Source organism: Anaerophaga thermohalophila str. Valhall (assembly GCF_000250735.1).
GTDB classification, from domain to species: Bacteria; Bacteroidota; Bacteroidia; order Bacteroidales; family Marinilabiliaceae; genus Anaerophaga; species Anaerophaga thermohalophila_A.
Window position 1 is genome coordinate 1 of sequence record NZ_AHZV01000297.1, and the last position, 24,270, is coordinate 24,270.

Genomic DNA, 24,270 nt, shown 5'->3' on the forward strand with positions numbered 1-24,270 from the left:
GACGAAAACTTATGAATAAAGCAGGCTAAAAAGCATCTTTGTTGCCAAACTTTTTGTTGTTTTAAATTTTTGCATTCTCATTAACAATGAGTTAACGCCGGTATAAAAATTTAGAATGCCTTGATTTTGACAAGAATATGCCTTTTTATACCACATTCATTTATACAAAAAAGCCGGTTACTAATGAAACCGGCTTGTGCTGGGAGAACAGAAATATCATTAAGAAACCTTTACATGGCCGAAATGTAATCGGCAATCCAGTCGCCTACTGCCGATGTAGATAACGGGTTGGTTTTATCAATGTCCTCGGTTACTTTTCCCTGTTCCAATGAGGCATCCACTGCTTTCCTGATCATAGTTGCTTCTTCCTTCAGGTTGAAAGCGGATTCAAGCATGAGCGCGGCAGACAGGATTGTAGCCAGCGGATTGGCAATATTTTTACCTGCAGCCTGTGGATATGAACCATGAATGGGTTCAAAAACCGAGGTGTGTAGTCCGATTGAAGCCGAGGGCAAAAGACCAAGCGAACCGGTGATAACACTGGCTTCATCGGTGAGAATGTCCCCGAACATATTTTCGGTCACCATCACATCAAAGCGCTTTGGCCATTGAATTATTTGCATCGCCGCATTGTCAACAAACATATATTCGACCTCTACTTCCGGGTAGTCGGGTGCAATGGTCTGTACGGTTTCACGCCAAAGTCTTGATGTTGCCAGCACATTGGCTTTGTCTACCACTGTAAGCTTTTTTCGACGTTTCATGGCAAAGTCAAAGGCCAAACGTGTTATTCTTTCAATTTCTTCCACGGAGTATACATTGGTGTCGTAAGCGGTTCTTCCGTCTTCGGAACGCCCCTGGGGCCGACCGAAGTATATGCCGCCCGTCAGTTCGCGTATAGCTACGAAGTCGGCTCCTTCTACCAGGTCGGCACGCAATGGCGATTTATGAAGAAGAGAAGGAAAGGTAGCTACCGGACGGATGTTGGCATAGAGGCCGAGTTTTTTTCGCATGGACAGAAGGCCTTGTTCCGGTCTGACTTTTGCTTTGGGGTCATTGTCATATTTGGGATCGCCTATGGCTCCGAAAAGAACGGCATCCGAGTTCATACACAATTCATGTGTTTCATCGGGATATGGATTTCCGGTTTTGTCGATGGCAATTGCACCGACGAGCGCCTCTGTGTAAACAGCCTCATGACCTTTTTTAGTAAAAACAGCATCCAGGGCTTTCCTGGCTTGTTCAACAATCTCGGGCCCGATACCGTCGCCGGGCAGTACAGCAATGTTTAACTTCATGTGATTATTTAAGATTTTCCGTTAATGACTACTCCGTTTTCTTTGTTTTCGATAATATTAAGCATTTTCATGGTGGCTTTAATGGCTGCCTCTGTCTGGTCGGCATCAAGCCCTCTTGTTTTGAACTCCTGATTTTTGTAATCCCAGGTAATGACGGTTTCTACCAGTGCATCTGTTTTTCCCCCCGGTGGAATGGAGACCCAGTAGTCGGTCAGTACAGGATGTTCTTTCCCCAATTTGTCGTAAATGCGCCACAGTGCTTTCATAAACGCATCATACTGTCCGTCTCCGACAGAGGTTTCATTGAACACATCTTTATTAATCTGCAGGCTGACCGTAGCAACCGGTTTCAGACCCTGCACGATGGCAAGATGATAGTTTTTAAGCTTGATCCGATTATCGACGCGTTCGGTTTTCAGAACATCCGAAATTATATAAGGAAGGTCCTCGGGTGTAACGTTTTCCTTTTTATCGCCAAGTTCGATAACCCTTTTTGTAACTTTTTTCATGTCCTCCGGTCCCAGTTCAATGCCAAGGTCTTCGAGGTTTTTCTTAATGTTGGCTTTCCCCGATGTTTTGCCCAGAGCGTAACGTCTTACCCGGCCGAACCTTTCGGGCATCAGAGTATTGAAGTAAAGATTGTCTTTGTTGTCGCCGTCGGCATGGACACCACTGCATTGTGTAAAGACATTTTCGCCCGTAAGCGGTTTGTTGGCCGGTATCCGAACACCGGAGAATGTTTCGACCATCCGCGAGATTTTGGTGAGTTTGCTCTCATCAATTGTGTTTTCTACCTTCAGGTGGTCGTTCATTACACCGATTATGCTTGCCAGCGGCGCATTACCTGCTCTTTCACCAAGGCCGTTTACGGTGGTGTGAATGCCTTTTACCCCGGCTTTAATGGCATAATAGACATTGGCTACGGAGAGATCGTAATCATTATGGGCATGATAGTCGAAATGAGTCTCCGGGAATTTTTGGGTCATTGCCCGGCAAAACTCAAAGGTTTGATCGGGATTTAAAATGCCGAGGGTATCGGGTAACATGATCCGGCAAACAGATGTCCGCGAAATTCCATCAACCATAAATTCGACATAATCAGGGGAATTCAGCATGCCGTTAGACCAGTCTTCGAGGTAAACATTTACTTTGATATCCCTCTTTTCGGCCTCAGCGATAACCTTTTTTATGTCGGCCAGATGTTCTTCTTTGGTTTTTCGCAATTGACCGGTAAGGTGTCTCAGCGAACCTTTGGTCAATAAATTTAGTACTTTACCGCCGGCCTCTTCAATCCAGTCGAGGGAAGTTGTTCCGTCAACGAAGCCCAGTACTTCTATGCATTCAAGGCAATTGTGTTTTTCGGCCCATTTGGTTAATCGTTTTACAGCTTTTAGTTCACCGTCGGAGACCCTCGCCGAGGCCACCTCGATGCGGTTAACCTTCACCTCTTCCAGTAACAAACGGGCGATGGCCAGTTTTTCGGCATCGTTGAATGATACGCCCGTTGTTTGCTCACCATCCCGCAGGGTGGTATCCATCAATTCTATGGTTTTCATCGGCTTTTGTTGGTTGGAGGATGCCGGAAAAAATTTTCCGGGCAGCCTCACAGGTTCATACTCATGTGCCTGGAATCATGGGTTCGGGTCAGGCGTGCTCTTTCTCCCAGGCTTCAATATGGTCGCTGATGTTTAAAAGATAATCGATATCATCAAACCCGTTAAGCAAGCATTTTTTCTTATAGGGATTGATGTCGAACGACTCAGACGGGCCATCGGGGAGAATCGTGATTTTTTGATTTTCAAGGTCAATTTCCACTTTTGTGGCAGGATCCTTTTCGATGGCATTAAAAAGTGTTTCAAGAAATTCTTTCGAAACCTGAACCGGTAATAACCCGTTGTTGAGTGAGTTATTCTTAAAGATATCGGCAAAAAAGCTGGAAACAACTGCTTTGAACCCATAACCTGCCAGCGCCCAGGCCGCGTGCTCACGGCTTGACCCGCTACCAAAGTTTTGTCCGGCCACCAATACCTTTCCGGAATATTTTGGGTCGTTCAATACAAAATCTTCTCTTGGTTTACCTGATTTATCGTACCGCCAATCGGCAAACAGATTGTCCCCGAAACCTTCGCGCGTTGTGGCTTTAAGGAATCTGGCGGGAATTATCTGATCTGTATCTACATTCTCAATGGGCAGCGGAACACAGGTAGATTGCAGTTTTACGAATTTATCTATTGGCATTTTTTTACGAATTAGTTTATTACTTAGTGTCTGTCCTTAAAGTGCCATTTATTGTGATATGCTTGTAAATGACATTTTCTGAACAGACACAGATATTGTAAAAATTTTTTGCGAGTTTATAGACACGCACTATTTACTTAGTGTTTTTCCAGAATACCAGTTTAGAACTGATTTTATTTTACTGATGTTAAAGAAAGTCACGCGGGTCGGTTATTTTTCCTGTAATGGCTGCAGCCGCTGCCGTTATGGGACTGGCAAGCATGGTTCTGGCGCCTGGCCCCTGACGGCCTTCAAAGTTCCTGTTGGAAGTGGAGACAGCATAGTTGCCTTCAGGTATTTTGTCGTCGTTCATGGCCAGGCATGCTGAACATCCGGGCTGACGCATTTCAAATCCTGCCTCTTCCAGAATTTGACGGATTCCTTCTTTTTCGGCTTGAGCTTCAACCTGATGACTTCCCGGAACGATCCAGACGGTCACATTTTCTGCCTTTTTCTTTCCTTTGACAAAGGATGCAAATGCTCTCAGGTCTTCTATCCGTCCGTTTGTACAGCTACCCAGGAAAACATAATCGACCTTCTTTCCTATCATCGAATCGCCAGGCTGAAAGTCCATATATTGCATCGACTTTTTAAATGTAGCCTGAGTCGATTTTTCAATTTCTTCCATTTTGGGGATACGCTTACTAATGCCAATTCCCATTCCGGGGTTGGTGCCATAAGTGATCATCGGCTCAATATCGGCAGCATCGAAAGTCAGCTCTTTATCAAATTCTGCATCGGGGTCTGATGGCAACTGCCGCCACTCTTCAACGGCTTTGTCCCACTCGGTGCCTTTGGGTGCAAACTCACGTCCCTTAACGTACTCAAAAGTGGTTTCATCCGGGGCGATCATGCCTCCGCGTGCGCCCATTTCTATACTCATGTTACAGATGGTCATTCGTGCTTCCATGGAAAGACTCCGAATGGCCGACCCGGCAAACTCTACAAAGTAACCGGTTGCGCCACCTGTACCAATTTGTGAGATAATATATAGCACAATGTCTTTTGACATTACTCCTTTTCCCAGATCGCCTTCAATGTTTATGCGCATGGTTTTGGGCTTGTTCTGGAGTAATGTTTGAGTGGCCAGCACCATTTCTACTTCGCTGGTGCCAATACCAAAAGCAATACTTCCAAAAGCACCGTGGGTAGAGGTATGACTGTCGCCGCAGACAATAGTCATGCCTGGCCTGGTAATACCCAGTTCGGGCCCTATAACATGAACAATGCCATTCCATGGATGGTTGAGCCCGAAGAGAGAAACTCCGAACTCCCGGCAGTTTTCAGCCAGTTTATTGACCTGAAAACGGCTCAATTCATCGCGGATGGGCTGATCCTGTCCAAGGGTTGGAATGTTATGGTCGGCGGTTGCTACTGTTTTTTCGGGTCGACGGACTTTTATGCCACGGTTCCTTAAACCTGCAAAAGCCTGGGGACTGGTCACTTCATGAACAAAGTGACGGTCGATGTAAAGCACACCTGGACCACCATCAACTTTTGTTACCACATGCTTGTCCCATATTTTTTCAAATAAAGTTTTTCCTGCCAAGGTATTATCGTTTTTAAAGGTTACTAAATTATTCTCTTCTGCATTGTATACTGCACCAGAATGCATCTATGCAATTTTCCCGACGGCATCGAGGAATGCTTCTACCGATGCGGTAATGATGTCGGTATGAGCTGCAAAGCCATAATAGGTCTGACCTTTGTGCTCAACCTGAACATGAACTTTTCCGAGGTCGTCGCTGCCACGGGTAATTGCCTGAATAAGAAACTCTTCGAGGCGCACACGGCGTTTGATTAGCGCCTTTACTGCTGTGAAAGCTGCATCGATGGGGCCGTTGCCCGAGGCTGTTTCTGTAAATACATCACCATTGAAACTCACCTGCACTGTAGCTGTCGGAATTGTCGACTTACCACAAATCACCTGCAGAAGTTCCAGTTGAAGCGGTTTATTTTCCTTATTTTGTTCTCTTCCGGCGAGTATCTGTAAATCTTCGTCGGTGATGTCCTTCTTCTTGTCGGCCAGTTCGAGGAAACGTTGATATACTTCATCAAGTTCCTGAGGTTCGAAATCGTATCCCAAAACCTGGAGCCTGTGTTTCAGTGCTGCACGTCCGCTTCGGGCAGTCAGTACAATTGATGATTCTTTGACACCTACTTCGGCCGGGTCAATGATTTCGTAGTTTTCGCGGTTCTTAAGAACACCGTCCTGATGTATTCCTGAAGAATGTGCAAACGCATTTCGCCCGACTATGGCTTTATTGGGCTGAACAGGCATGCGCATCAGGGTCGATACCAGACGGCTGCTTTTTATTATTTCTTTGCTGTTGATGCCGGTCTCAAGGTCAAGGTCTTTATGGCTTTTAATGGCCATGGCCACTTCTTCGAGAGAAGTGTTACCGGCACGCTCACCAATTCCGTTAACGGTAACCTCTACCTGGCGGGCGCCATTCAAAATTCCTGTGATAGAATTGGCCGTAGCCATGCCGAGGTCGTTATGACAATGAGTTGAAATAATTGCCTTGTCAATGTTTGGAACATTATTCATCAGGTAGGCGATTTTTTCGCCGTATTCCTGTGGCAGGCAATATCCAGTTGTGTCGGGGATATTAACCACCGTTGCTCCGGCAGCAATCACAGCTTCCACCACTCGGGCCAGATATTCATTATCGGTACGTCCGGCATCTTCTGCATAAAACTCAACGTCGTCAATAAAATTACGTGCATATTTTACTGCTTCGACGCCTCTTTTTATGATTTCTTCAGGATTCGACTTCAGTTTGTAATTAATATGGTAGAACGAGGTGCCAATGCCTGTGTGAATACGCCCTTTTTTAGCATATTTCAGGGCGTCGGCGGCTACTTCAATGTCTTTTTTAACGGCTCTGGTAAGAGCACAAATAACAGGGTTACTTACGGCTTTGGATATTTCGACCACCGAATTGAAGTCACCCGGACTGGAGACCGGAAATCCGGCCTCGATAATATCCACGCCGAGTTTTTCCAGCTGCTTGGCCACTTCGATTTTTTCGATGGTATTCAGCTGGCAACCCGGGACTTGTTCGCCATCCCGCAGTGTGGTGTCGAAAATATAGACTTTGTTGCTCATAGTGCTATGGTTTTTCAGTCCGGATTTTTCCGGTTTGTTTTGCATAGAATTAATCGGGCTAAATTACCGGACAACGAATGCGTATTAATTTAAACGGTTGTCCGGTAATTACTTTTGTTTTATCAGATTACTTCTTCTGATTTTCGGGGCGAAGTGTGCGTACTACAGCCCCGGCTTTCCACATTTCAGATTCGCGAAGTTCTTTCAATTCTTCTTCGAGTTTGATGCGATAATCGCTCTGGCTGTTTGCATCAATAGAACGTTGTGCCTCGATACCTTTGGCAACCTCTCCGTAAAGTTCCTTGAAAACCGGCATTGTGGCATCGCGGAATTTTTTCCACCAGTCGAGCGCACCGCGTTGTGCTGTGGTAGAACAGTTGGCATACATCCAGTCCATTCCGTTTTCAGCCACCAGAGGCATCAAACTCTGAGTGAGTTCTTCAACGGTTTCGTTGAAGGCTTCTGACGGAGAGTGACCGTTGGCACGAAGCACATCGTACTGGGCAGCAAAAATGCCCTGAATGGCTCCCATAAGCGTGCCACGTTCGCCTGTAAGGTCGCTGAATACTTCTTTCTGAAATGTTGTTTCAAACAGGTATCCGCTACCGACACCAATTCCCAGGGCAACAACGCGATCGAAGGCCTTACCGGTAGCATCCTGAAAAATGGCATAACTGGAATTCAGTCCCCTGCCTTCAAGGAACATACGACGAAGGCTTGTTCCCGACCCTTTTGGTGCAACCAGTATAACGTCAACGTCTTCTGGAGGGATGATGCCGGTGCGCTCTTTATAGGTAATTCCAAACCCATGTGAAAAGTAGAGTGCATTTCCGGGCTTCAGGTGTTTCTTCACGGTAGGCCATACGGCAATTTGACCGGCATCCGAAAGAAGATACTGGATAATGGTTCCTTTTTCCAGGGCTTCTTCGATGGGGAAAAGCGTTTTACCGGGTTCCCAGCCGTCATTGACTGCCTTATCCCAACTTTTTGAGTCTTTACGCTGGCCAACAATAACATTAAAGCCATTGTCTTTCAGGTTTAAGGCCTGGCCGGGTCCCTGGACACCATAACCGATAACGGCGATGGTTTCGTCTTTTAAAACTTCCTGTGCTTTTGATAAAGGGAACTCTTCGCGGGTTACCACATTTTCTTCGGTTCCTCCAAAGTTGATTTTTGCCATGATAAAAATGTTGTTTCTGTGTTAGTTTAATTGAACTTCATCGGTCTCTAACTTCTTCAGATATGTCTCAAGAAGTTCTTTTTTGTTTTTGGTGATCGCGATACGGCCTGAACGAACAAACTGTGAAACACCGTAAGGTTCGAGTTTTTCGAACAGTTCCTGGGTTTCATTTTTATGTCCGGTCTTTTCAATAACCGTATACTCAGGTGTGATTTCAAGTATGCGTGCCCCATATTGACGCACTAACATTTCAATTTCGTTTCCGCCAAGAAGCGATCCGGTCGATACTTTGTAAAGGGCTATCTCCTGATGTATTATTTCGTCTGCACGGAAAACAAAAACTTTCAATACATCGATACGTTTCTCTATTTGTTTGGCAAGCTTTTCAATATTGTCGGCTGTTGCAAAAACGACAACCGTGAATTTATGAATACCGGATATAGCCGATTCCGATGTGGTAAGGCTCTCAATATTTATGTGGCGTCGGGTAAAAACGGTTGTGATCTGATTGAGCAGCCCCACATGGTTTTCTGAATATATGGAGAGTGTAAACTCTTCTTTTAAGGGTATTGTCATTTTGTTTAGTTTTATCGAATTAAAACTCATCAGTATAAAATTGACTTGAGTTATCGGCCTGATGGAAATCGCATGGGAAAATTTATACATTTTTTTGTTGTCATAACCCCTGTCTCATTCTCGATTTATTCATTAAAGTTCCTGTATCAAGCCTTGTACACCATTACCGGTTTTAAATAAGCCGTCCGTTTATTCGAGTCTGATGTCTGAAACAGAAGCACCGGCAGGAACCATTGGGAAAACATTCCCTTCTTTTTCAACAACAACCTCTAACAGGAACGGACCTTCTGCGTCGACCATCTGTTTAATGGCATCATCAAGGTTGTCACGTTCTGTGATTCTTAACGATGGCACAAAATAGCCTTTGGCAATAGTCTGAAAGTCAGGGTTGATCAATTCGGTTGAAGCATATCTTTTATCGAAGAACAGCTCCTGCCACTGACGTACCATTCCCAGAAAGTTATTGTTGAGCAACACGATCTTAACCGGTATTCGGGTCTGGAAGATGGTGCCCAGTTCCTGTATGGTCATCTGAAATCCTCCGTCGCCTACAAAAACACAGACCTGGCGGTCAGGTCTTCCGAGCTTTGCTCCCATGGCTGCAGGAACCCCAAATCCCATTGTTCCCAAACCACCTGAAGTAACGACACTTCTGGTTTGTTTGAACTTGAAATATCGGGCCCCCATCATTTGGTGCTGACCAACATCGGTAACCATAATAGCATCGTCATTAAAGGCTGCTGATACTTTTGAAATAACTTCGCCCATGGTCATGCCCTTATCTAAAGGATGTATTTCTTTTTCAATAATTCGGTCGTGCTCAATACGTTCACAAGCTTTAAACTCCTTCAACCACTCGTTGTGTTCGTTTTTGGTTATTTTATCAGTTAGAATAGGAAGTGTCTTTTTTACATTTCCGAGAATAGGAACATCGGCATGCACATTTTTGTTTATTTCAGCCGGATCAATTTCCAGATGAATTACTTTGGCATTGGTTGCATACTTTGAGAGGTCACCGGTAACACGATCATCGAATCGCATTCCAATTGCAATAATAAGGTCAGCTTCATTGGTTTTAACATTTGGACCATAGTTCCCATGCATACCGAGCATTCCGACATTGAGCGGATGATCGGAAGGCATAGCCGATAACCCGAGTAAAGTCCAGGCTGCAGGTACGCCGGATTTTTCAATAAAGTCGAGCAGTTCCTTCTCGGCATTTCCCATAATTACTCCCTGCCCAACCAATGCCAATGGTTTTTTTGACAGATTTATAAGCCTGGCAGCTTCCTCAATTTGATGAAAATCGATAGGGCTTTCGGGCTTGTAGCTTCGTATGCTTTTTACCGGTTCGTAATTAAAATCCAGCTCGTTGACCTGTGCATCTTTTGTAATATCTATAACAACAGGGCCGGGTCGTCCGGATCGGGCAATATAAAATGCTCTTGCAATGGCAGCAGGAATGTCTTCAGCCCTTCGTACCTGATAGTTCCATTTTGTAACAGGCTGGGTAACACCCACTACGTCTGTTTCCTGAAAAGCATCCGTTCCAAGAAGTGATGAAACAACCTGTCCGGTGATTAGGACTATGGGCGTAGAGTCCATCATTGCATTGGCCAGGCCCGTAACGGTGTTGGTTGCTCCCGGGCCTGAGGTGGCAAAGCATACACCAACTTTCCCTGTTACTTTTCGCATACCCTTCGGCCGCATGAAGCGCTCCTTGTTCATGTCGGGTCAGCACATGGTGGAGTTCTTCCTGGTGATTGTGGAGAGCATCATATATGGGCATGATGGCCCCTCCCGGGTATCCGAAAATAATGGAAGTACCTTCTCTGAGCAGAGATTGCATTACTGCTTCTGATCCGCTCATTCTTGTTGTTTCAGTGGGTTTTTCCTTCATCAGTAATTGTGATTGTGGTTCCATAACGTTTATGGTTACGTTTAGAAAAAAAATAGTAATAAAAAAACCTGCTCTCCTTTTTCTGGTTACAAGATATTATAATTAGTGCTCGCCTATAAGCTCGCAAAAATTTTTACAATATGTGTGTCTGTTCAGATAGTGCCAGTTGCAAGCGTAACACAGTAAATGGCACTTTGTGGACAGACACTAATTATATCAGTCTTACAGCTCCCTTATCTGCTGATGCGGCCATTGAAGCATAAGCTTTAAGTGCTTTAGATACTTTGCGATTTCTCGGGCCAGGCTTAAAAGCCATTTTGCCTTTGTTTATTTCTTTTTGACGTCTTTGTTCCATTTCTTTGTCTGAAATGTCGACATTGATACTTCGTTGAGGTATGTCTATAATTATTCTATCACCGGTTTCAATCAGTGCAATTTCTCCTCCGGCTGCTGCTTCGGGAGAAATATGGCCAATTGACAAGCCGGATGTACCACCTGAGAAACGGCCATCGGTAATGAGGGCACATTCTTTCCCCAGGTGACGCGATTTAATGTAAGAAGTAGGATAAAGCATTTCCTGCATACCAGGACCGCCTTTGGGCCCTTCGTATCTTATGACGACAACATCGCCTGCTTTTACATCGCCCGATAGTATGCCATCGATGGCTGCATCCTGTGATTCATAGACTTTTGCAATCCCTTCGAAATGCAAGATGGATTCATCAACCCCGGCTGTTTTTACGATACAGCCGTTTTTGGCAATATTTCCAAAAAGAACAGCCAGTCCACCGTCTTTTGAGTAGGCATGTTCGACGTCACGAATGCAGCCTTTCTCCCGATCGAGGTCGAATTCGTCGTATACAGCGTTTTGAGAGCCCAGAACAAGATTGCGGAATCCGGCCGGCGCACTTTTATATTTTTCTTTCGCTGCTTCCGTTACATCCGGACTTCTTAGATCATGTTCTTTAAGTGCATCGGCAAGTGTTGGATAATCGATTCGTCCAACGTTGGTGTCGATGAGGTTGTGTCGTGCCAGTTCGGCCAATATTCCCAAAATTCCACCTGCTCTGTTAACATCCTGTATGTGAAAATGACTGTTAGGGGCCACTTTGGATAATACCGGGGTTTTGCGTGATAAATTGTCAATATCTTTTAATGTAAAGTCCACGCCGGCTTCATGTGCTATAGCCAAAAGGTGGAGTACAGTATTGGTAGAGCCTCCCATAGCAATGTCGAGCGTCATAGCATTCATAAAAGCTTGTTTAGATGCTATTGAACGCGGCAATACCGACTCGTCTCCATCGCGATAATATCGATAGGCAAGGTCCACAATCTTGTGGGCAGCCTCTTCGAATAATTTTTTTCTGTTGACATGCGTTGCTACAATGGTCCCGTTTCCCGGAAGTGCCAGTCCGATGGCTTCATTTAGACAGTTCATGGAATTGGCAGTAAACATACCGCTGCAGGAGCCGCAGGTAGGGCACGCGTTCTGTTCGACGGCCAGTACTTCATCGTCGGAAACATTGTCATCAGCAGCCAGAACCATGGCATCGATGAGGTCGAGAGCAGTGCCGTTATTGTTGCCGGCTTCCATGGGGCCTCCGGAAACGAAGATGGTCGGGATGTTAAGACGCATAGCAGCCATCTGCATTCCGGGAGTGATTTTGTCGCAATTGCTGATGCATATCATGGCGTCGGCCTGATGCGCATTAACCATGTATTCTACACTGTCGGCGATGAGGTCGCGTGACGGAAGAGAATACAGCATGCCATCGTGCCCCATTGCTATGCCGTCATCAATGGCAATGGTGTTGAATTCAGCAGCAAAGCAACCCTGTTTTTCGACAATTTGTTTAATCTCCTGGCCAATATGGTGGAGATGCACGTGCCCGGGGACGAATTGGGTGAAAGAATTTACAATGGCAATGAGTGGTTTGCCCATTTGTTCTTCTTTCATGCCATTGGCACGCCACAGGCTTCTGGCACCGGCCATTCTGCGTCCTTGCGTTGTTGTGTTACTTCTTAATGTTCGTTTCATTATACAGATTGCTTTCCTTAAATTAAAAACCCCTCTCACGCAGAAGTGAGAGGGGTTTAAAAATCTTTTAGTTTATTTAGCTATACACCATTCTCACTTCTGCCTGGTTGTCCCACGAGAATAATAATATTGACGAGAATGAGTGATAGAAAAAGGTTCATATTCAATTCAAATTTATTTGTTCTGTGCAAATGTATATATTTTCAAATTACCATCAAGTATTTTGTAATAAAAAATTCATTTTTTCTTGCAATTTTATGATTTTTTACCCCTTATTGCTGATGAAATCTTAGTTTCGGGGCGAAAAAAAATTGAACATTTTATTTTTTTCAAGATGGAAATCTTCTTGTTTGTATGTAACTATCTGTTGTAGTGATTGCTTTTTTCTATTGGAACACTCAGTTTTTTCGAATATTAAAAGTTCTTGCCAATTGTTTATGATAACGAATGATTATTCCTTTTTGTTTTTATATATATTCAAAAGAGATGTTACTTTGTTGTAAATTGTAAGTACATTGTCTGTTTTGCTTACAGAAATCTTTGTGTTGCAAAATATGGTGAAATCTTCCAACTCTTTTCCTTCCAGTTCTGTCCACTCTTTTAACAAACCAGATGCGAGTATGTTGTTCCACAGCGCCATTTCCTTTTCTTTATTGATGGCTTTTTTTAAGTTCCGTTGATTTTTTGCTTTCTTGCTAAAAGCTGAATGCGCTAAAGTGAGTGGAGAGGAAATCATACCAACCGATGGTTTGGGGACAGAACGGTCGGGGTCTGCATCAGGGTCTACATTTATCCCAATGTTACCTGGCAGGTTCAGATTGATGGAACGGTCATGTGCATTTACTGTTACTTCATTAAGCATATAAGTTGCCGGCTCCATGAAAATGGTATCACGGCCTTTGGTTTTTAGAAAGTCTTCGGTTCTCCAAACAACTCCCTCAAACCCCATGGAGACAATTTTTACCGAGTCGTTTTCCCCCAGGTAAATTGCGAAGTTACCGTCGGAATCTGTTGTATGTGACAGTAAGGTGTTGAAGCTTACTAATTGAGCGTAGTTTAGCGGCTTTCGAGTTTCCTTATTACAAACAATTCCGGTTACTCTTACTTTGTCATGATTTTGTCCCAAACAGAACAGGCATGGAAGAAAGGAAAAAACAATTATGAAAAATATTACTCTCATTGAGAAAATGTTAAGGTACTGGATGCAATTCCCGGATTACTCAATAAATGTGGTTTTTGTCTAAGTTATTTCACTCTTTTAAGTTTTGTAATATACTGCGAACCAGATGTTTATCATCAAATATTTATTTGTTATAGTGCAGTATTTTAAGATTGTACGGTCATCTTGTATTTATAACCTAAAAATCTTATGGTCTATATGAATAAGAGAAAATCCCTGGTGGTGAGATTATCAAAAACTGTACCTAATAGAAATTCTTTTAGGTGGAGACTCAAAATTGTTGAAGTTGTATTAATACCCGATTCCCGGGGCAAGTAATACCTATTGCTTGTTGTTGTTTAACATTGAAAGGCCTCATCATGGATTTTGGAATATAAAAATCTAACAAAAATCAATAAAAATAAAACAAAATGTAATAAAACAGGATTAAATGATTTCAATTTCAAATCCTTATTCACATTTTGTATATTTGTGATTTGAAAATGAACAATAAATCAAAACAAGAACTTTATGAGTAAAATTAGAGTAGCAGTTGTAAGTTACGGAAACATTGGAAGATTTGCAGTGGAAGCAGTCGATGCCGCTCCCGATATGGAACTTGCCGGGGTGGTTCGTCGTTCTGCAGAGAATAATCCTCCAGAGTTGGCCAATGTTAAAGTAGTTAGTGATATTTCGGATTTGGGAAAGGTTGACGTAGCAATACTTTGTTCTCCAACCAGAAAGATTCCGGAAACTGCTAAAAAAATCATGGAAAAAGGCATATGCACCGTGGATAGCTTTGATATTCATGGCGAAGAGATGCTTAAACTTCGTTCTCTTCTGGACGAAACCGGGAAAAAGAATAATTCTAAAGCTATAATATCTGCGGGATGGGACCCCGGGAGCGATTCAGTGGTTCGTACACTGCTGAAGGCAATGGCTCCCAAAGGACTTACATACACAAACTTCGGGCCCGGGATGAGCATGGGGCATTCTGTTGCAGCCAAAGATAAAGACGGGGTAAAAGATGCGCTTTCTATGACCATTCCCACCGGTACAGGAATTCACCGTCGCATGGTTTATGTTGAGCTTGAAGACGGAGCCAGTATAGAAAAAGTCACATCTGAGATTAAGTCAGACAGTTATTTCAGTAATGATGAAACGCATGTAATTGCTGTTCCAAGTGTTGATGAACTTAAAGATATGGGGCACGGGGTCGTGCTGGAGCATAAAGGCGTTTCCGGAAAAACCCAGAATCAGTTGTTTGAGTTTCACATGAAAATTAATAACCCTGCACTTACATCACAAATACTTGTGTCTTGTGCAAGAGCTGTTTTAAAACAACAACCCGGGGCTTATACTATGCCTGAAATTGCTCCGATCGATTATCTTTTGGGAGACAAAGAAACCTTGCTTAAAACTTTGGTTTAGATCACACTCATCTATACAAAGATAACGGATAGCAGGGAGGCCGAATGAGTAAATAAATACGAGGGCTAATAACCTGTTTGTCAGGACGGCAATAAAAAGGCCATTGATAAGATGAATCATTCAATGGCCTTTTTTGTTACAATAGTCGGAGAGGCTCTTCGGGCGGCCTTAAAACCAATGGTTTTTCCTTATGAAACGAGCATAACAAGGTTTGCCACAATAGATCATTAGATTTTTAGATATAAGATGTAAGATGAAATGAACATAGACAGGTTTGCCACAAAAAGAATATGTAAAAATCTTACAAGCGAGTTCCATTCGGCCAATAACTTAGACTAATTTTATACGGATAAATATTTTGAAAGTAAAAACGCTATTATGGAAAATAATTTAAAAGAAAGAGTGGAAAAGGCCTGGGACGACAGGTCTCTTTTGGAGCTGGAAGAAACGCAGGAAGCTATCAGAAATGTGATAGACAGACTTGATAGGGGTGAAATCCGGGTTGCAGAGCCTTTAAATGAGGATGAATGGAAAGTAAATGACTGGATAAAGAAGGCGGTCATTCTGTACTTCCCCATGAAACAAATGGAAACAATTGAATTGGGGCCGTTTGAGTTTCATGATAAAATGGCACTCAAAAGAAATTATAAAGAATTGGGCGCTCGTGTTGTGCCCCATGCAGTTGCCCGTTATGGCGCGTTTATAGGAAGAGGAGTTGTGATGATGCCATCGTATCTGAATATTGGTGCTTATGTGGATTCGGGTACGATGGTGGATACCTGGGCTACTGTTGGGAGTTGTGCACAGATCGGAAAGAATGTTCATCTGAGCGGGGGAGTTGGTATCGGTGGTGTACTGGAACCTGTCCAGGCTGCGCCGGTTATTATTGAGGACAATGCTTTTATCGGCTCCAGGTGTATTGTTGTAGAAGGCTGCCGTGTTGGGAAAGAAGCTGTTTTGGGTGCCAATGTAGTATTGACGGGTTCGACAAAAATTATTGATGTCAGTGGAACAGAACCTAAAGAATATAAGGGTTTTGTGCCTCCACGGTCGGTGGTTATACCGGGTAGTTATACCAAGAAGTTCCCTGCCGGTGAGTATCAGGTTCCTGCAGCCTTAATTATCGGACAACGAAAGGAATCGACAGACAAAAAGACGTCACTAAACAATGCTTTGCGTGACTTTGGTGTGGCGGTCTGATTTTTTAACGCCTAAGTTGCAAAGAAACAGTGAAAAAATAGAAGGAGCCGGGAGTAGTTACTGATTATTTGAGCTTCCGGCTTTTTATATGTGAGTGCGGTCTAAAAAGCATCTTTATTGCCAAACTCTGTGTTGTTCTAAATTTTTGCATCCTCATTAACAACGAATTAACTCCGGTACAAAAATTTAAAACGCCTTGATTCTGCCAAAAATATGTCTTTTTATATCACACTCATATATGATATTTCGGTCTTATAGTGGATTCCCTTTATATTTGCTGATGACAAAAATATGATGTTATGGATTATCAGGAAGACTTAAAGAAAGCGGTTGAAGTGCTTCAAAATGGTGGACTTATACTTTATCCTACCGATACCATTTGGGGAATAGGTTGCGATGCCACAAATCCGAATGCAGTCAGACGAATATATGAGTTAAAAAAACGTGCCGACAGTAAAAGTATGTTGGTGCTGGTGGAGAACGAAGTCAGACTGAATTCTTATATCCGGGAAGTTCCTGAAATGGCGTACAATCTTATTGAATTATCTGATAAACCGTTGACAATTGTTTACCCGGGGGGGAAGAATCTTGCCGGGAATTTGCTGGCAGAGGATGGAAGTATTGGCATTCGTGTAACGAAAGAAGCTTTTTCGCGTTCATTATGCCAAAAATTCCGTAAACCCGTGGTGTCCACTTCGGCCAATGTGAGCGGTGAACCTTCACCGGCAAATTTCGGTGAAATCAGTGAAAAAATCGTTAAGGGTGTTGATTATGTGGTTAAATACCGCCAGGAGGAAATGAATAGTCCTGCACCGTCCGGCATTATTAAGCTGGGAGTGGATGGTCAGGTTAAAGTAATCCGGGAGTGAGATACTTTTTTGTTACTTGATTTTTGTACTTTTCCTCAAAAACAATATGAAAATTTCGGATTTCAAACACAGGTTACCCGTTCAGATGCGCTTTAGCGATGTGGACGGTTTTGGACATATCAATAACGGGGTGTATAATGACTATTATGACCTGGGTCGTATGTATTACATGCAAGACGTGTTAGGATGGCTTCCCGGAGATACTTCGCGTGACGACCAGCTGGTTGTGGTGAATACAAAAACAGACTTCATGAGCCAAATATTTCTGGGGCAATCCATTGAAGTTCTTACCCGCGTTGTAAAACTCGGCAACAAAAGCCTCAAAATGATACAGTGGATTATTGAGGAGGGTTCGGATGAGCCACTTTCTGTATGTGAATCGGTGATGGCCGGTTTTCGGAAAAGTAGCGGAACGTCTTTTGTTTTGCCTGAGGAATGGCGTGATGCTGTTAGAGCATACGAGGGAAATAGTTTTTAGTCTGTTTCTACTCCAACAAAACAATAGCCGGTTCTCCCGGCTGAAAGTGGTACTGGCTGACAGTGATGTTGCCTGGGGCGATAACATTGACCCGATTGTTTTGCAACTCAAACGTGGCAGAAACAAGAGAATTGGTCGAGGCATCAGTCCACACCCATTCTGCTTTCTGGCAGTTGATCACTTTTAGATAGGAATCTCCTTCAATAATGCTTTCAGGGGCCAAAATACTGAGTATGTTTCCATTGCTGAAAGTAATCTGGAGCAGATCTGCTTTCGGAGATTTAACAGACTCAATTTTATTGAAGGAATTAAATCCGGGAAAGGTGTAATTGCCCCATATTCTTATTGTTCCACCGTTAAACAGATATTCATGTTTTTCAAATGCCGAAATATATTCAGGAATGTCATAAAGTCGGTGGTTTGAATTGTCAGAAGGTTCAAGGTTATCAAAGTCGGGCGATGCATTTACAGCAGTGATGAAGTTGACCAGCCCTCTGGTAAGAGCAGTTTTGTAGACTTTGTAACCAAGCAGAAATCCGCCCGAAAGAAACAAAACTGCAATTAGCAATGCTGCTATTCCGGCAGTTGTCATTACTATTAAAATTCCGATTCCACCAATGGTGGCGGTAGATATTAGTCCAAGGATGATAGCAGTCGCGGCGGTAAGGGTTTTTCTCAGCATAGGATTAAATTGGTTTGGTGTAGATAATACTTTTACGAAGATACTAAAACTTTGTTTAATATAACCAATAGATCATTAGATTTTTAGATATAATATTTAGCCAGATACAAGGAGTTTATTATTCCACAGTTAAATTCGGTTCCTCCCACATCAAAAATAACTAACTGCACTATCTGTCTGTTGGATTTAAATTCAGTAGTCCATCGGGCAGTTCCAGCTCAATTGTTTTTGCTTCGCGATTAATGTGCACAATAAATTCTTCCGCTATTGGAATCAGGATTTCATCGTCCGGGGTATTTATAATAAATAGCGGATTCCCTGTAATATCGCGGATACCTGTTACTTTACCGATAAGTCCTTTTTTTCTGTCAACTGCCTGATAACCTGTAAAAGCGTTGAGATTTGTCATTCCTGCCGGCGCTTTGATGATCTCTTCAGGAGAAAGGTATACTGTACAATCCATCAATGCTCTGATTTTGTTTTCTGAAGAGAGAAAAGGCGATTTTATAAGAATTATGTCATCGGTCTTATACCGGAACCCACTAACGCGGAAGGGGACAAGACCGTTGTCTATTTCAATAAAAATAAACGAAGGTTGCATATCGTAAGACTCTGTTTCGGGGAAAAGTCTTATGGCTGTTTCTCCACCGGTTCCGTGCGGTTTGGCTACTTTGCCGACAGGTATGAAATCGGATTTCTCAAGCATGATACGAAAATACAATTGTTTGATTAAAAGATGCAACAGACAGAAAAAAACCTCCCCAAAGTTAATCGGAGAGGTCTTTATATCAAACGTTACAGCCGATTATTACAAATTCAGAAATTTGCAAACCGCATCGTAAACTGCTTTACCAGTAAATCCAAATTTCTCATCAAGAACTTTGTAAGGTGCTGAATAGCCAAAGTGGTCCAGGCCTGTGGCCAGGCCATTGGGCCCGGTCAGACCTTCGATGGTTGCCGGCAGTCCTGCTGTCAGACCGAATCTGGGAATATCGTCCGGTAGAACTTCTTTTTGATACTCTTCGGCCTGGTTCCGGAAAAGTCCTTCTGAAATAGCGGAAACTACCTGTATTTTCAATCCTTTTTCTTTACGGAGAAGTTCAGCTCCTTCAACCATAGTAGAAACTTCGGAGCCGTTACCCACCATAATCAGGTCGGTTTTTCCTTCATCTTTTTGAACGATATATGCACCTTTTTTAGCACCCAAAGCCCTGTGGTAGCTGCTTTCGGGCAGATTTGGTATGTTTTGGCGCGAAAGGATCAAAGCCGTTGGTGTCTTTGTATTTTCCATGGCCATTTGCCAAGCAACAGTAGTTTCGTTGGCATCGGCCGGGCGAAGCACCAGCATGCTGTTTTCTCCTTTATGGTTCTTGAGTTTTTCCATAAGGCGAATTTGTGCCTCTTGCTCAACCGGCTGATGAGTGGGGCCATCTTCTCCGACACGGAAAGCATCGTGTGTCCAGACGTATTTTACAGGTAGTTGCATAAGGGCTGCCAGACGAACGGCAGGCTTCATGTAGTCGGAGAACACGAAGAAGGTTCCACATACCGGGATAACACCACCATGCAATGCCATACCATTGGCCAGTGCCGCCATTGTCAGTTCAGATACGCCGGTATGAACAAATTGTCCGGAGTAGTCGCCTTTTGTCATGGGTTGCGTTTTCTTCAGAAAACCATCTGTTTTATCTGAATTGCTCAGGTCGGCCGACATGACAATCATATTTTCCACATGATCTGCAAAATGAGAGAGAACAGTCCCTGACGAAGCACGAGATGCTGAATTGGGTTTTTGTTCAATAGCTGCATAATCAATATTCGGCGCCTCGCTGTTAAAAAATTTATGGAATTTTTCGGCAAGTTCCGGGTTTGCCTTTTCCCAGGCCTGCTGCTCGGCTTTTTTTCGTTCGGCCTGAACAGCTTTTTCTTCCATAACTTTTTTATAGTATTCTGCTACATCAGGGAAAATAGCAAAGGGTTGCTCGGGATTTCCACCCAGGTTCTCAATGGTTTTCCTGAACGATGCGCCTGCAGCACCCAAAGGTTGACCGTGAGTGGATACTTTGCGTTCAAAAGAGTCACCGTCCTCTGTTAAGGCTCCTTTCCCCATAATGGTCTTTCCAATGATAAGGAAAGGTTTGTCGGTTGTCTTTTTTGCTTCGTCAAGTGCTTCGCGTATCTGGGAATGATCATGACCGTCGATGGTTTTTACCGCCCATCCCCATGATTCATATTTTTGGGCAGTATCTTCTATTGACACAAGTTTGGTTTCGGTTGACAGTTGGATATCGTTGGAGTCGTAAAACATTACCAGGTTCCCGAGACCGAGAAACCCTGCCAGACGACCGGCTCCCTGAGATATCTCTTCCTGAATGCCTCCGTCTGAAATGAAAGTGTAGATAGTGTGCGAGCTCCAGAGACCGAATTTCTGAGAAAGAAATTTCTCGGCAATAGCGGCCCCGACAGCCATTGTATGTCCCTGGCCAAGCGGGCCTGAAGTGTTCTCTATGCCTCGCTCGACTTCCAGTTCGGGATGGCCTGGCGTGGGACTTCCCCACTGACGGAAATTAGCGAGTTCTTCCATGCTATAAGTTCCGGTAAGGGCCAACTGAGAATAAAGCATGGGTGACATGTGCCCGGGATCGAGGAAGAAACGATCGCGAAGTTCCCATGCCCGGTTATTCGGGTCAAACTCCATGTATTCGGAGAAGAGAATATGAATGAAGTCGGCACCTCCCATAGCGCCGCCGGGATGACCTGATTTGGCTTTCTCTACCATAGCAGCCGAAAGCACACGTATGTTGTCCGCGGCTCTTTTTGCAATGTCTGTACTCATAATATTGTCGGTTTTGATTTATTTATCTGTTCTGGTCTGTTCTTTTTAATTTTTCGTTTGCAAATATATAAAATCGGTCTGTTTTTTTCAGTATAAAAATCAGTCAATGATAATTATCAGAACAAAAGTAGTTATTTTTTTAGCAAGGGAAAAATAAATAGTAAATAGTACTTTTAAAATAACAGTTGATATTTTTCAAGTTGGAGTTTTTCCATAAGTACGCTTTTTTGTAATGAACCGCTAATATTAACTGATAATTGGTAATTTTGAAGCCTCGATCTTTACACAATAGTCAGTTAAAAAAAGCCTAATTACCAGACATCTGTGAAAATTTAACGGAGTATTGTCTTTACAAAAATAGCTCTTTTAGGAGCAGACTCATGTATTTGGCGTGAAAAGACTTTTAAGAGCAAACTCATTGCTCTATATCTGACCTTGAAAAAACGATTTTATGAAGCTTGTAATCGATGACAAAATTTTGTTTGTGAGAGGTGTTCTTGATTCTCTGGCCGATGTTACTTATTTGCCCGGGGCTTCGATCGGTGCCGGGGATGTAAAGGATGCGGACGGACTGATTGTTCGTACCAGGACAAAAGTGAATCACGAATTGCTGCAAGGCAGCAATGTTAAGGCTGTTGTTTCGGCAACAATAGGTACTGACCACATGGATATACCCTGGCTGGAAAAAAACGGCATAGCATGGGCAAATGCGCCGGGGTGCAATTCGGGTTCGGTAAAGCAATACATTGCATCGGTTTTTGCTGCATTGGAGATGAATTATTATCCCTTAAGAGGAAAAACACTCGGCATAATTGGAGTTGGTAATGTTGGGAGTAAAGTGGCCGATGTTGGAAAAGCATTTGGTATGAAGGTGCTTCTGAATGATCCTCCGCGAAAGGAAAAAGATCCGGACTTTCCAAATGTCGATCTCAACGTGTTGTTGCAAATGTCGGATGTGGTAACTTTTCATGTGCCGCTTACAAGAGAGGGTAAATATCCTACTTATCACATGCTGAATGATACTACCCTTTTGATGATGAAGCGTGGTAGTGTACTTATAAATTCTTCGAGGGGCGAGGTTGTGAACGAACGGATTTTGATGAAAGGCCTGAGTTCGGGCCTTATTGATAGAGGAGTTTTAGATGTATGGGAAAATGAACCTGATATTTCACTCGAGTTGCAGAGGCGTCTGATGATAGGAACCCCTCATATTGCCGGCTATGCTGTTGATGGAAAAGCCAATGGTTCAGCGGCAGCCATCCGTTTTATAAGCCGTCAGTTTCACCTTGGTCTCGATGAGTGGTATCCTGAAAACTTACCCGTACCCGGGGATATGTCTGTTTCAATAGATGATGGTGACGAACGTCTGAACCTCAGAATAGCCAGGGCAGTTGTTGCGACTTACGATGTGGCTGAAGATTCCCGGCGATTAACAGAAAACCCTCAGAAATTTGAAGAGTTGCGGGGAAATTACCCTGTTCGGCGTGAATTTCCGGTCTGGACGGTTCATATTCCGGCCGGGGATAGTGAGTTAAAGCATGCACTGGAATTATTGGGATTTAAGGTTGTTGAGAGGGAGTGATGGTTTATGGTGTATAATTAGTGCCTGTCCATAAAGTACCATTTGATGTGTTACGCTTGCCGCCAAAATACTCATTTACGAAAAGTAAATTCCGTTTTTGGCGGCTTCGCAAACCTTGCAACTGGCACTTTCTGAACAGACACACAGATTGTAAAAATTTTTTGCGAGTTTATAGACACGCACTATTATTAACAATTTGTTTTCTTTCCGGTTACAATAGATTCTTTCTGAGTGATTATTCTTGCATCAGAATTCTAACGAATATTCGATGCAAAACATTAAAAACGTCAAAACACGAAACGTAAAATCGGAAGTTATCTTCGATTTGAGCCTCGAAACTTATGTCTGTAAAGCCCTCCGGGTTCTTGATTTCTTGAAGGCAATAAATCCTGAGATATTGGTACTTAATAGAGACATTGTTGATGGATGGCAATTCTCTCGTTTCTATTTTCCATTCTTTCATCTAAAAGTTGTGCCTCAACTCATCAAAATGTAGGAAAAACGGGACTAAAATTGTTTCAGATGAAGATATTATATGCCATTCAGGGAACCGGGAACGGTCATGTTGCAAGAGCTATAGACCTTGTTCCTGAGTTTCAAAAATACGGTGATGTTGATGTCTTGCTTAGTGGACAGCATAGTGAGTTGAAATTGCCTTTTGAAGTGAAGTATCGTTTTCAGGGATTTGGTTTTTTCTTTGGCCAATCGGGGGGTGTTGATATCGCAAAAACATGGCGAAAAAATTCAATTGTTCGCTTTTTTAGAGAAATAATCAACCTGCCCGTGGAACAATATGATTTAGTGATTTCCGATTTTGAACCGGTTTCTGCATGGGCATGTATAATTCGGGGGAAGAAATGTTTTGGAATGAGTCATCAGGCTGCGGTTGCTGACAGCGCTGCACCTCATCCTGCTTCTGGCAGTTGGCTTGGAAAAACAATATTAAAGTACTATGCTCCTGTATACTATAAAACCGGGTTTCACTTTAAACGTATAAACAAGCACATTTACACACCTGTTATCAGGAAATCGATAAGAGAAATTATACCAGGAAATTTTGGACATTATACAGTATATCTGCCGGCATATTCAGATATTCATATCATTGGGGTGTTGGCTGAAATCCAAAATGTTCGGTGGGAGGTGTTTTCAAAAAATGCAAGGGTTCCATATTCTTTCAATAATATTTCTGTTTTTCCTGTTGATAATGACAACTTCGTAAAAAGTATGGCTGGCTGCACCGGTGTATTATGCAATGCTGGTTTTGAAACTCCTGCTGAGGCTTTGTTTCTTGGGAAAAAACTGTGTGTTATCCCGATGAAGCATCAATATGAACAGGCTTGTAATGCAGAAATGCTTAGAATTATGGGTATTTCAGTACTCTCAGCTCTGTCATTTTTTGAATTACCTAAACTCAAAGAGTGGTTAGTATCCAAACAAAGTGTTGCAGTTCACTATCCGGATAATGTTGCGGAAGTTGTGAAGCAATTGATTCTGATGGAAAAGGAACAAGACTCAGAAATTTCCTTCAAGCATGTATTCCCTGTTCTTTCTTTTTACCGCAAAATTGAACAACAAATCGCTATAGGCAAAATGAGTTGATTATTTTTAGTGTCTTTTTTAACCTGCATTATTCATAAATTATCTATTAC

General features: G+C 43.0%; 20 protein-coding genes and 1 pseudogene. 7 read left to right on the forward strand and 14 right to left on the reverse strand.

The genetic code is table 11. The annotated features are described in order from the left end of the window. Positions 1 to 230: 230 nt before the first annotated feature. The 11 genes and pseudogenes from leuB to OQ5_RS0115590 all read right to left on the reverse strand — a co-directional run bounded on the left by leuB (position 231) and on the right by OQ5_RS0115590 (position 13,561). The gene (leuB, locus tag OQ5_RS0115540) at positions 231 to 1,298 is read right to left on the reverse strand and encodes a 3-isopropylmalate dehydrogenase (protein ID WP_016778370.1); all 1,068 of its coding nucleotides are present in this window, start codon (positions 1,296 to 1,298) and stop codon (positions 231 to 233) included. Positions 1,299 to 1,306: 8 nt separating this feature from the next. Further along, entirely contained in the window at positions 1,307 to 2,854 is a 1,548-nt protein-coding gene (locus OQ5_RS0115545) for an alpha-isopropylmalate synthase regulatory domain-containing protein (RefSeq protein WP_016778371.1), read from the reverse strand. Positions 2,855 to 2,942: 88 nt separating this feature from the next. After that, positions 2,943 to 3,536, reverse strand: coding sequence for a 3-isopropylmalate dehydratase small subunit (gene leuD / locus OQ5_RS0115550; protein ID WP_016778372.1), 594 nt, complete (start codon positions 3,534 to 3,536; stop codon positions 2,943 to 2,945). 187 nt (positions 3,537 to 3,723) lie between these two features. Then, a complete protein-coding gene (gene leuC / locus OQ5_RS0115555) occupies positions 3,724 to 5,124 on the reverse strand; it encodes a 3-isopropylmalate dehydratase large subunit (protein WP_026055334.1) in 1,401 nt (466 codons plus the stop codon). 66 nt (positions 5,125 to 5,190) lie between these two features. Beyond that, on the reverse strand, positions 5,191 to 6,687 hold the full coding sequence (locus OQ5_RS0115560; protein WP_016778374.1) for a 2-isopropylmalate synthase: 1,497 nt from the start codon (positions 6,685 to 6,687) through the stop codon (positions 5,191 to 5,193). Between the two features lie 127 nt (positions 6,688 to 6,814). After that, a complete protein-coding gene (gene ilvC / locus OQ5_RS0115565) occupies positions 6,815 to 7,867 on the reverse strand; it encodes a ketol-acid reductoisomerase (protein WP_016778375.1) in 1,053 nt (350 codons plus the stop codon). A 21-nt stretch (positions 7,868 to 7,888) separates the two neighbouring features. Then, on the reverse strand, positions 7,889 to 8,443 hold the full coding sequence (gene ilvN / locus OQ5_RS0115570; protein WP_026055335.1) for an acetolactate synthase small subunit: 555 nt from the start codon (positions 8,441 to 8,443) through the stop codon (positions 7,889 to 7,891). A 189-nt stretch (positions 8,444 to 8,632) separates the two neighbouring features. Then, entirely contained in the window at positions 8,633 to 10,153 is a 1,521-nt protein-coding gene (ilvB, locus tag OQ5_RS21320) for a biosynthetic-type acetolactate synthase large subunit (RefSeq protein ID WP_016778377.1), read from the reverse strand. Further along, positions 10,146 to 10,367, reverse strand: a pseudogene (locus tag OQ5_RS24905) (thiamine pyrophosphate-binding protein); the annotation flags it as partial. The gene ilvB and the pseudogene OQ5_RS24905, both read right to left, overlap by 8 nt. A 187-nt stretch (positions 10,368 to 10,554) precedes the next feature. Next, positions 10,555 to 12,381 carry a dihydroxy-acid dehydratase gene (ilvD, locus tag OQ5_RS0115580; protein ID WP_026055336.1) on the reverse strand — a complete coding sequence of 609 codons (1,827 nt, stop codon included), beginning with the start codon at positions 12,379 to 12,381 and terminating at the stop codon, positions 10,555 to 10,557. 451 nt (positions 12,382 to 12,832) lie between these two features. Next, positions 12,833 to 13,561, reverse strand: coding sequence for a hypothetical protein (locus OQ5_RS0115590; RefSeq protein WP_016778380.1), 729 nt, complete (start codon positions 13,559 to 13,561; stop codon positions 12,833 to 12,835). A gap of 510 nt (positions 13,562 to 14,071) precedes the next feature. On the opposite strand from OQ5_RS0115590, the gene OQ5_RS0115595 reads away from it, so the two are divergent. From OQ5_RS0115595 to OQ5_RS0115610, 4 genes are all read left to right on the forward strand, one after another. Beyond that, positions 14,072 to 14,971, forward strand: a complete 900-nt coding sequence (locus OQ5_RS0115595; RefSeq protein ID WP_016778381.1) for a diaminopimelate dehydrogenase — start codon at positions 14,072 to 14,074, stop codon at positions 14,969 to 14,971. Between the two features lie 378 nt (positions 14,972 to 15,349). Then, entirely contained in the window at positions 15,350 to 16,171 is an 822-nt protein-coding gene (locus tag OQ5_RS0115600; RefSeq protein ID WP_016778382.1) for a 2,3,4,5-tetrahydropyridine-2,6-dicarboxylate N-succinyltransferase, read from the forward strand. 299 nt (positions 16,172 to 16,470) lie between these two features. Beyond that, entirely contained in the window at positions 16,471 to 17,040 is a 570-nt protein-coding gene (locus OQ5_RS0115605) for an L-threonylcarbamoyladenylate synthase (protein ID WP_016778383.1), read from the forward strand. A 46-nt stretch (positions 17,041 to 17,086) separates the two neighbouring features. Continuing rightward, positions 17,087 to 17,518, forward strand: a complete 432-nt coding sequence (locus OQ5_RS0115610; RefSeq protein ID WP_016778384.1) for an acyl-CoA thioesterase — start codon at positions 17,087 to 17,089, stop codon at positions 17,516 to 17,518. Positions 17,519 to 17,525: 7 nt separating this feature from the next. Here the strand turns inward: OQ5_RS0115610 and OQ5_RS0115615 are convergent, their stop codons facing one another. The 3 genes from OQ5_RS0115615 to OQ5_RS0115625 all read right to left on the reverse strand — a co-directional run bounded on the left by OQ5_RS0115615 (position 17,526) and on the right by OQ5_RS0115625 (position 21,036). Then, entirely contained in the window at positions 17,526 to 18,200 is a 675-nt protein-coding gene (locus OQ5_RS0115615; RefSeq protein ID WP_016778385.1) for a hypothetical protein, read from the reverse strand. A gap of 169 nt (positions 18,201 to 18,369) precedes the next feature. Further along, positions 18,370 to 18,906, reverse strand: a complete 537-nt coding sequence (locus OQ5_RS0115620; RefSeq protein ID WP_016778386.1) for a ribosome maturation factor RimM — start codon at positions 18,904 to 18,906, stop codon at positions 18,370 to 18,372. A 102-nt stretch (positions 18,907 to 19,008) separates the two neighbouring features. Then, on the reverse strand, positions 19,009 to 21,036 hold the full coding sequence (locus tag OQ5_RS0115625; protein ID WP_016778387.1) for a transketolase family protein: 2,028 nt from the start codon (positions 21,034 to 21,036) through the stop codon (positions 19,009 to 19,011). Positions 21,037 to 21,487: 451 nt separating this feature from the next. Here OQ5_RS0115625 and OQ5_RS21325 point away from each other — a divergent pair, with 451 nt between their 5' ends. From OQ5_RS21325 to OQ5_RS0115640, 3 genes are all read left to right on the forward strand, one after another. Beyond that, positions 21,488 to 22,618: a 4-phosphoerythronate dehydrogenase gene (locus tag OQ5_RS21325; RefSeq protein WP_016778388.1), complete on the forward strand. Its 1,131-nt coding sequence runs from the start codon at positions 21,488 to 21,490 to the stop codon at positions 22,616 to 22,618. A gap of 268 nt (positions 22,619 to 22,886) precedes the next feature. Next, a complete protein-coding gene (locus OQ5_RS0115635) occupies positions 22,887 to 23,114 on the forward strand; it encodes a hypothetical protein (RefSeq protein ID WP_016778389.1) in 228 nt (75 codons plus the stop codon). A 26-nt stretch (positions 23,115 to 23,140) separates the two neighbouring features. Next, the gene (locus tag OQ5_RS0115640; RefSeq protein WP_016778390.1) at positions 23,141 to 24,220 is read left to right on the forward strand and encodes a glycosyltransferase family protein; all 1,080 of its coding nucleotides are present in this window, start codon (positions 23,141 to 23,143) and stop codon (positions 24,218 to 24,220) included. The last annotated feature ends 50 nt before the right edge of the window (positions 24,221 to 24,270 follow it).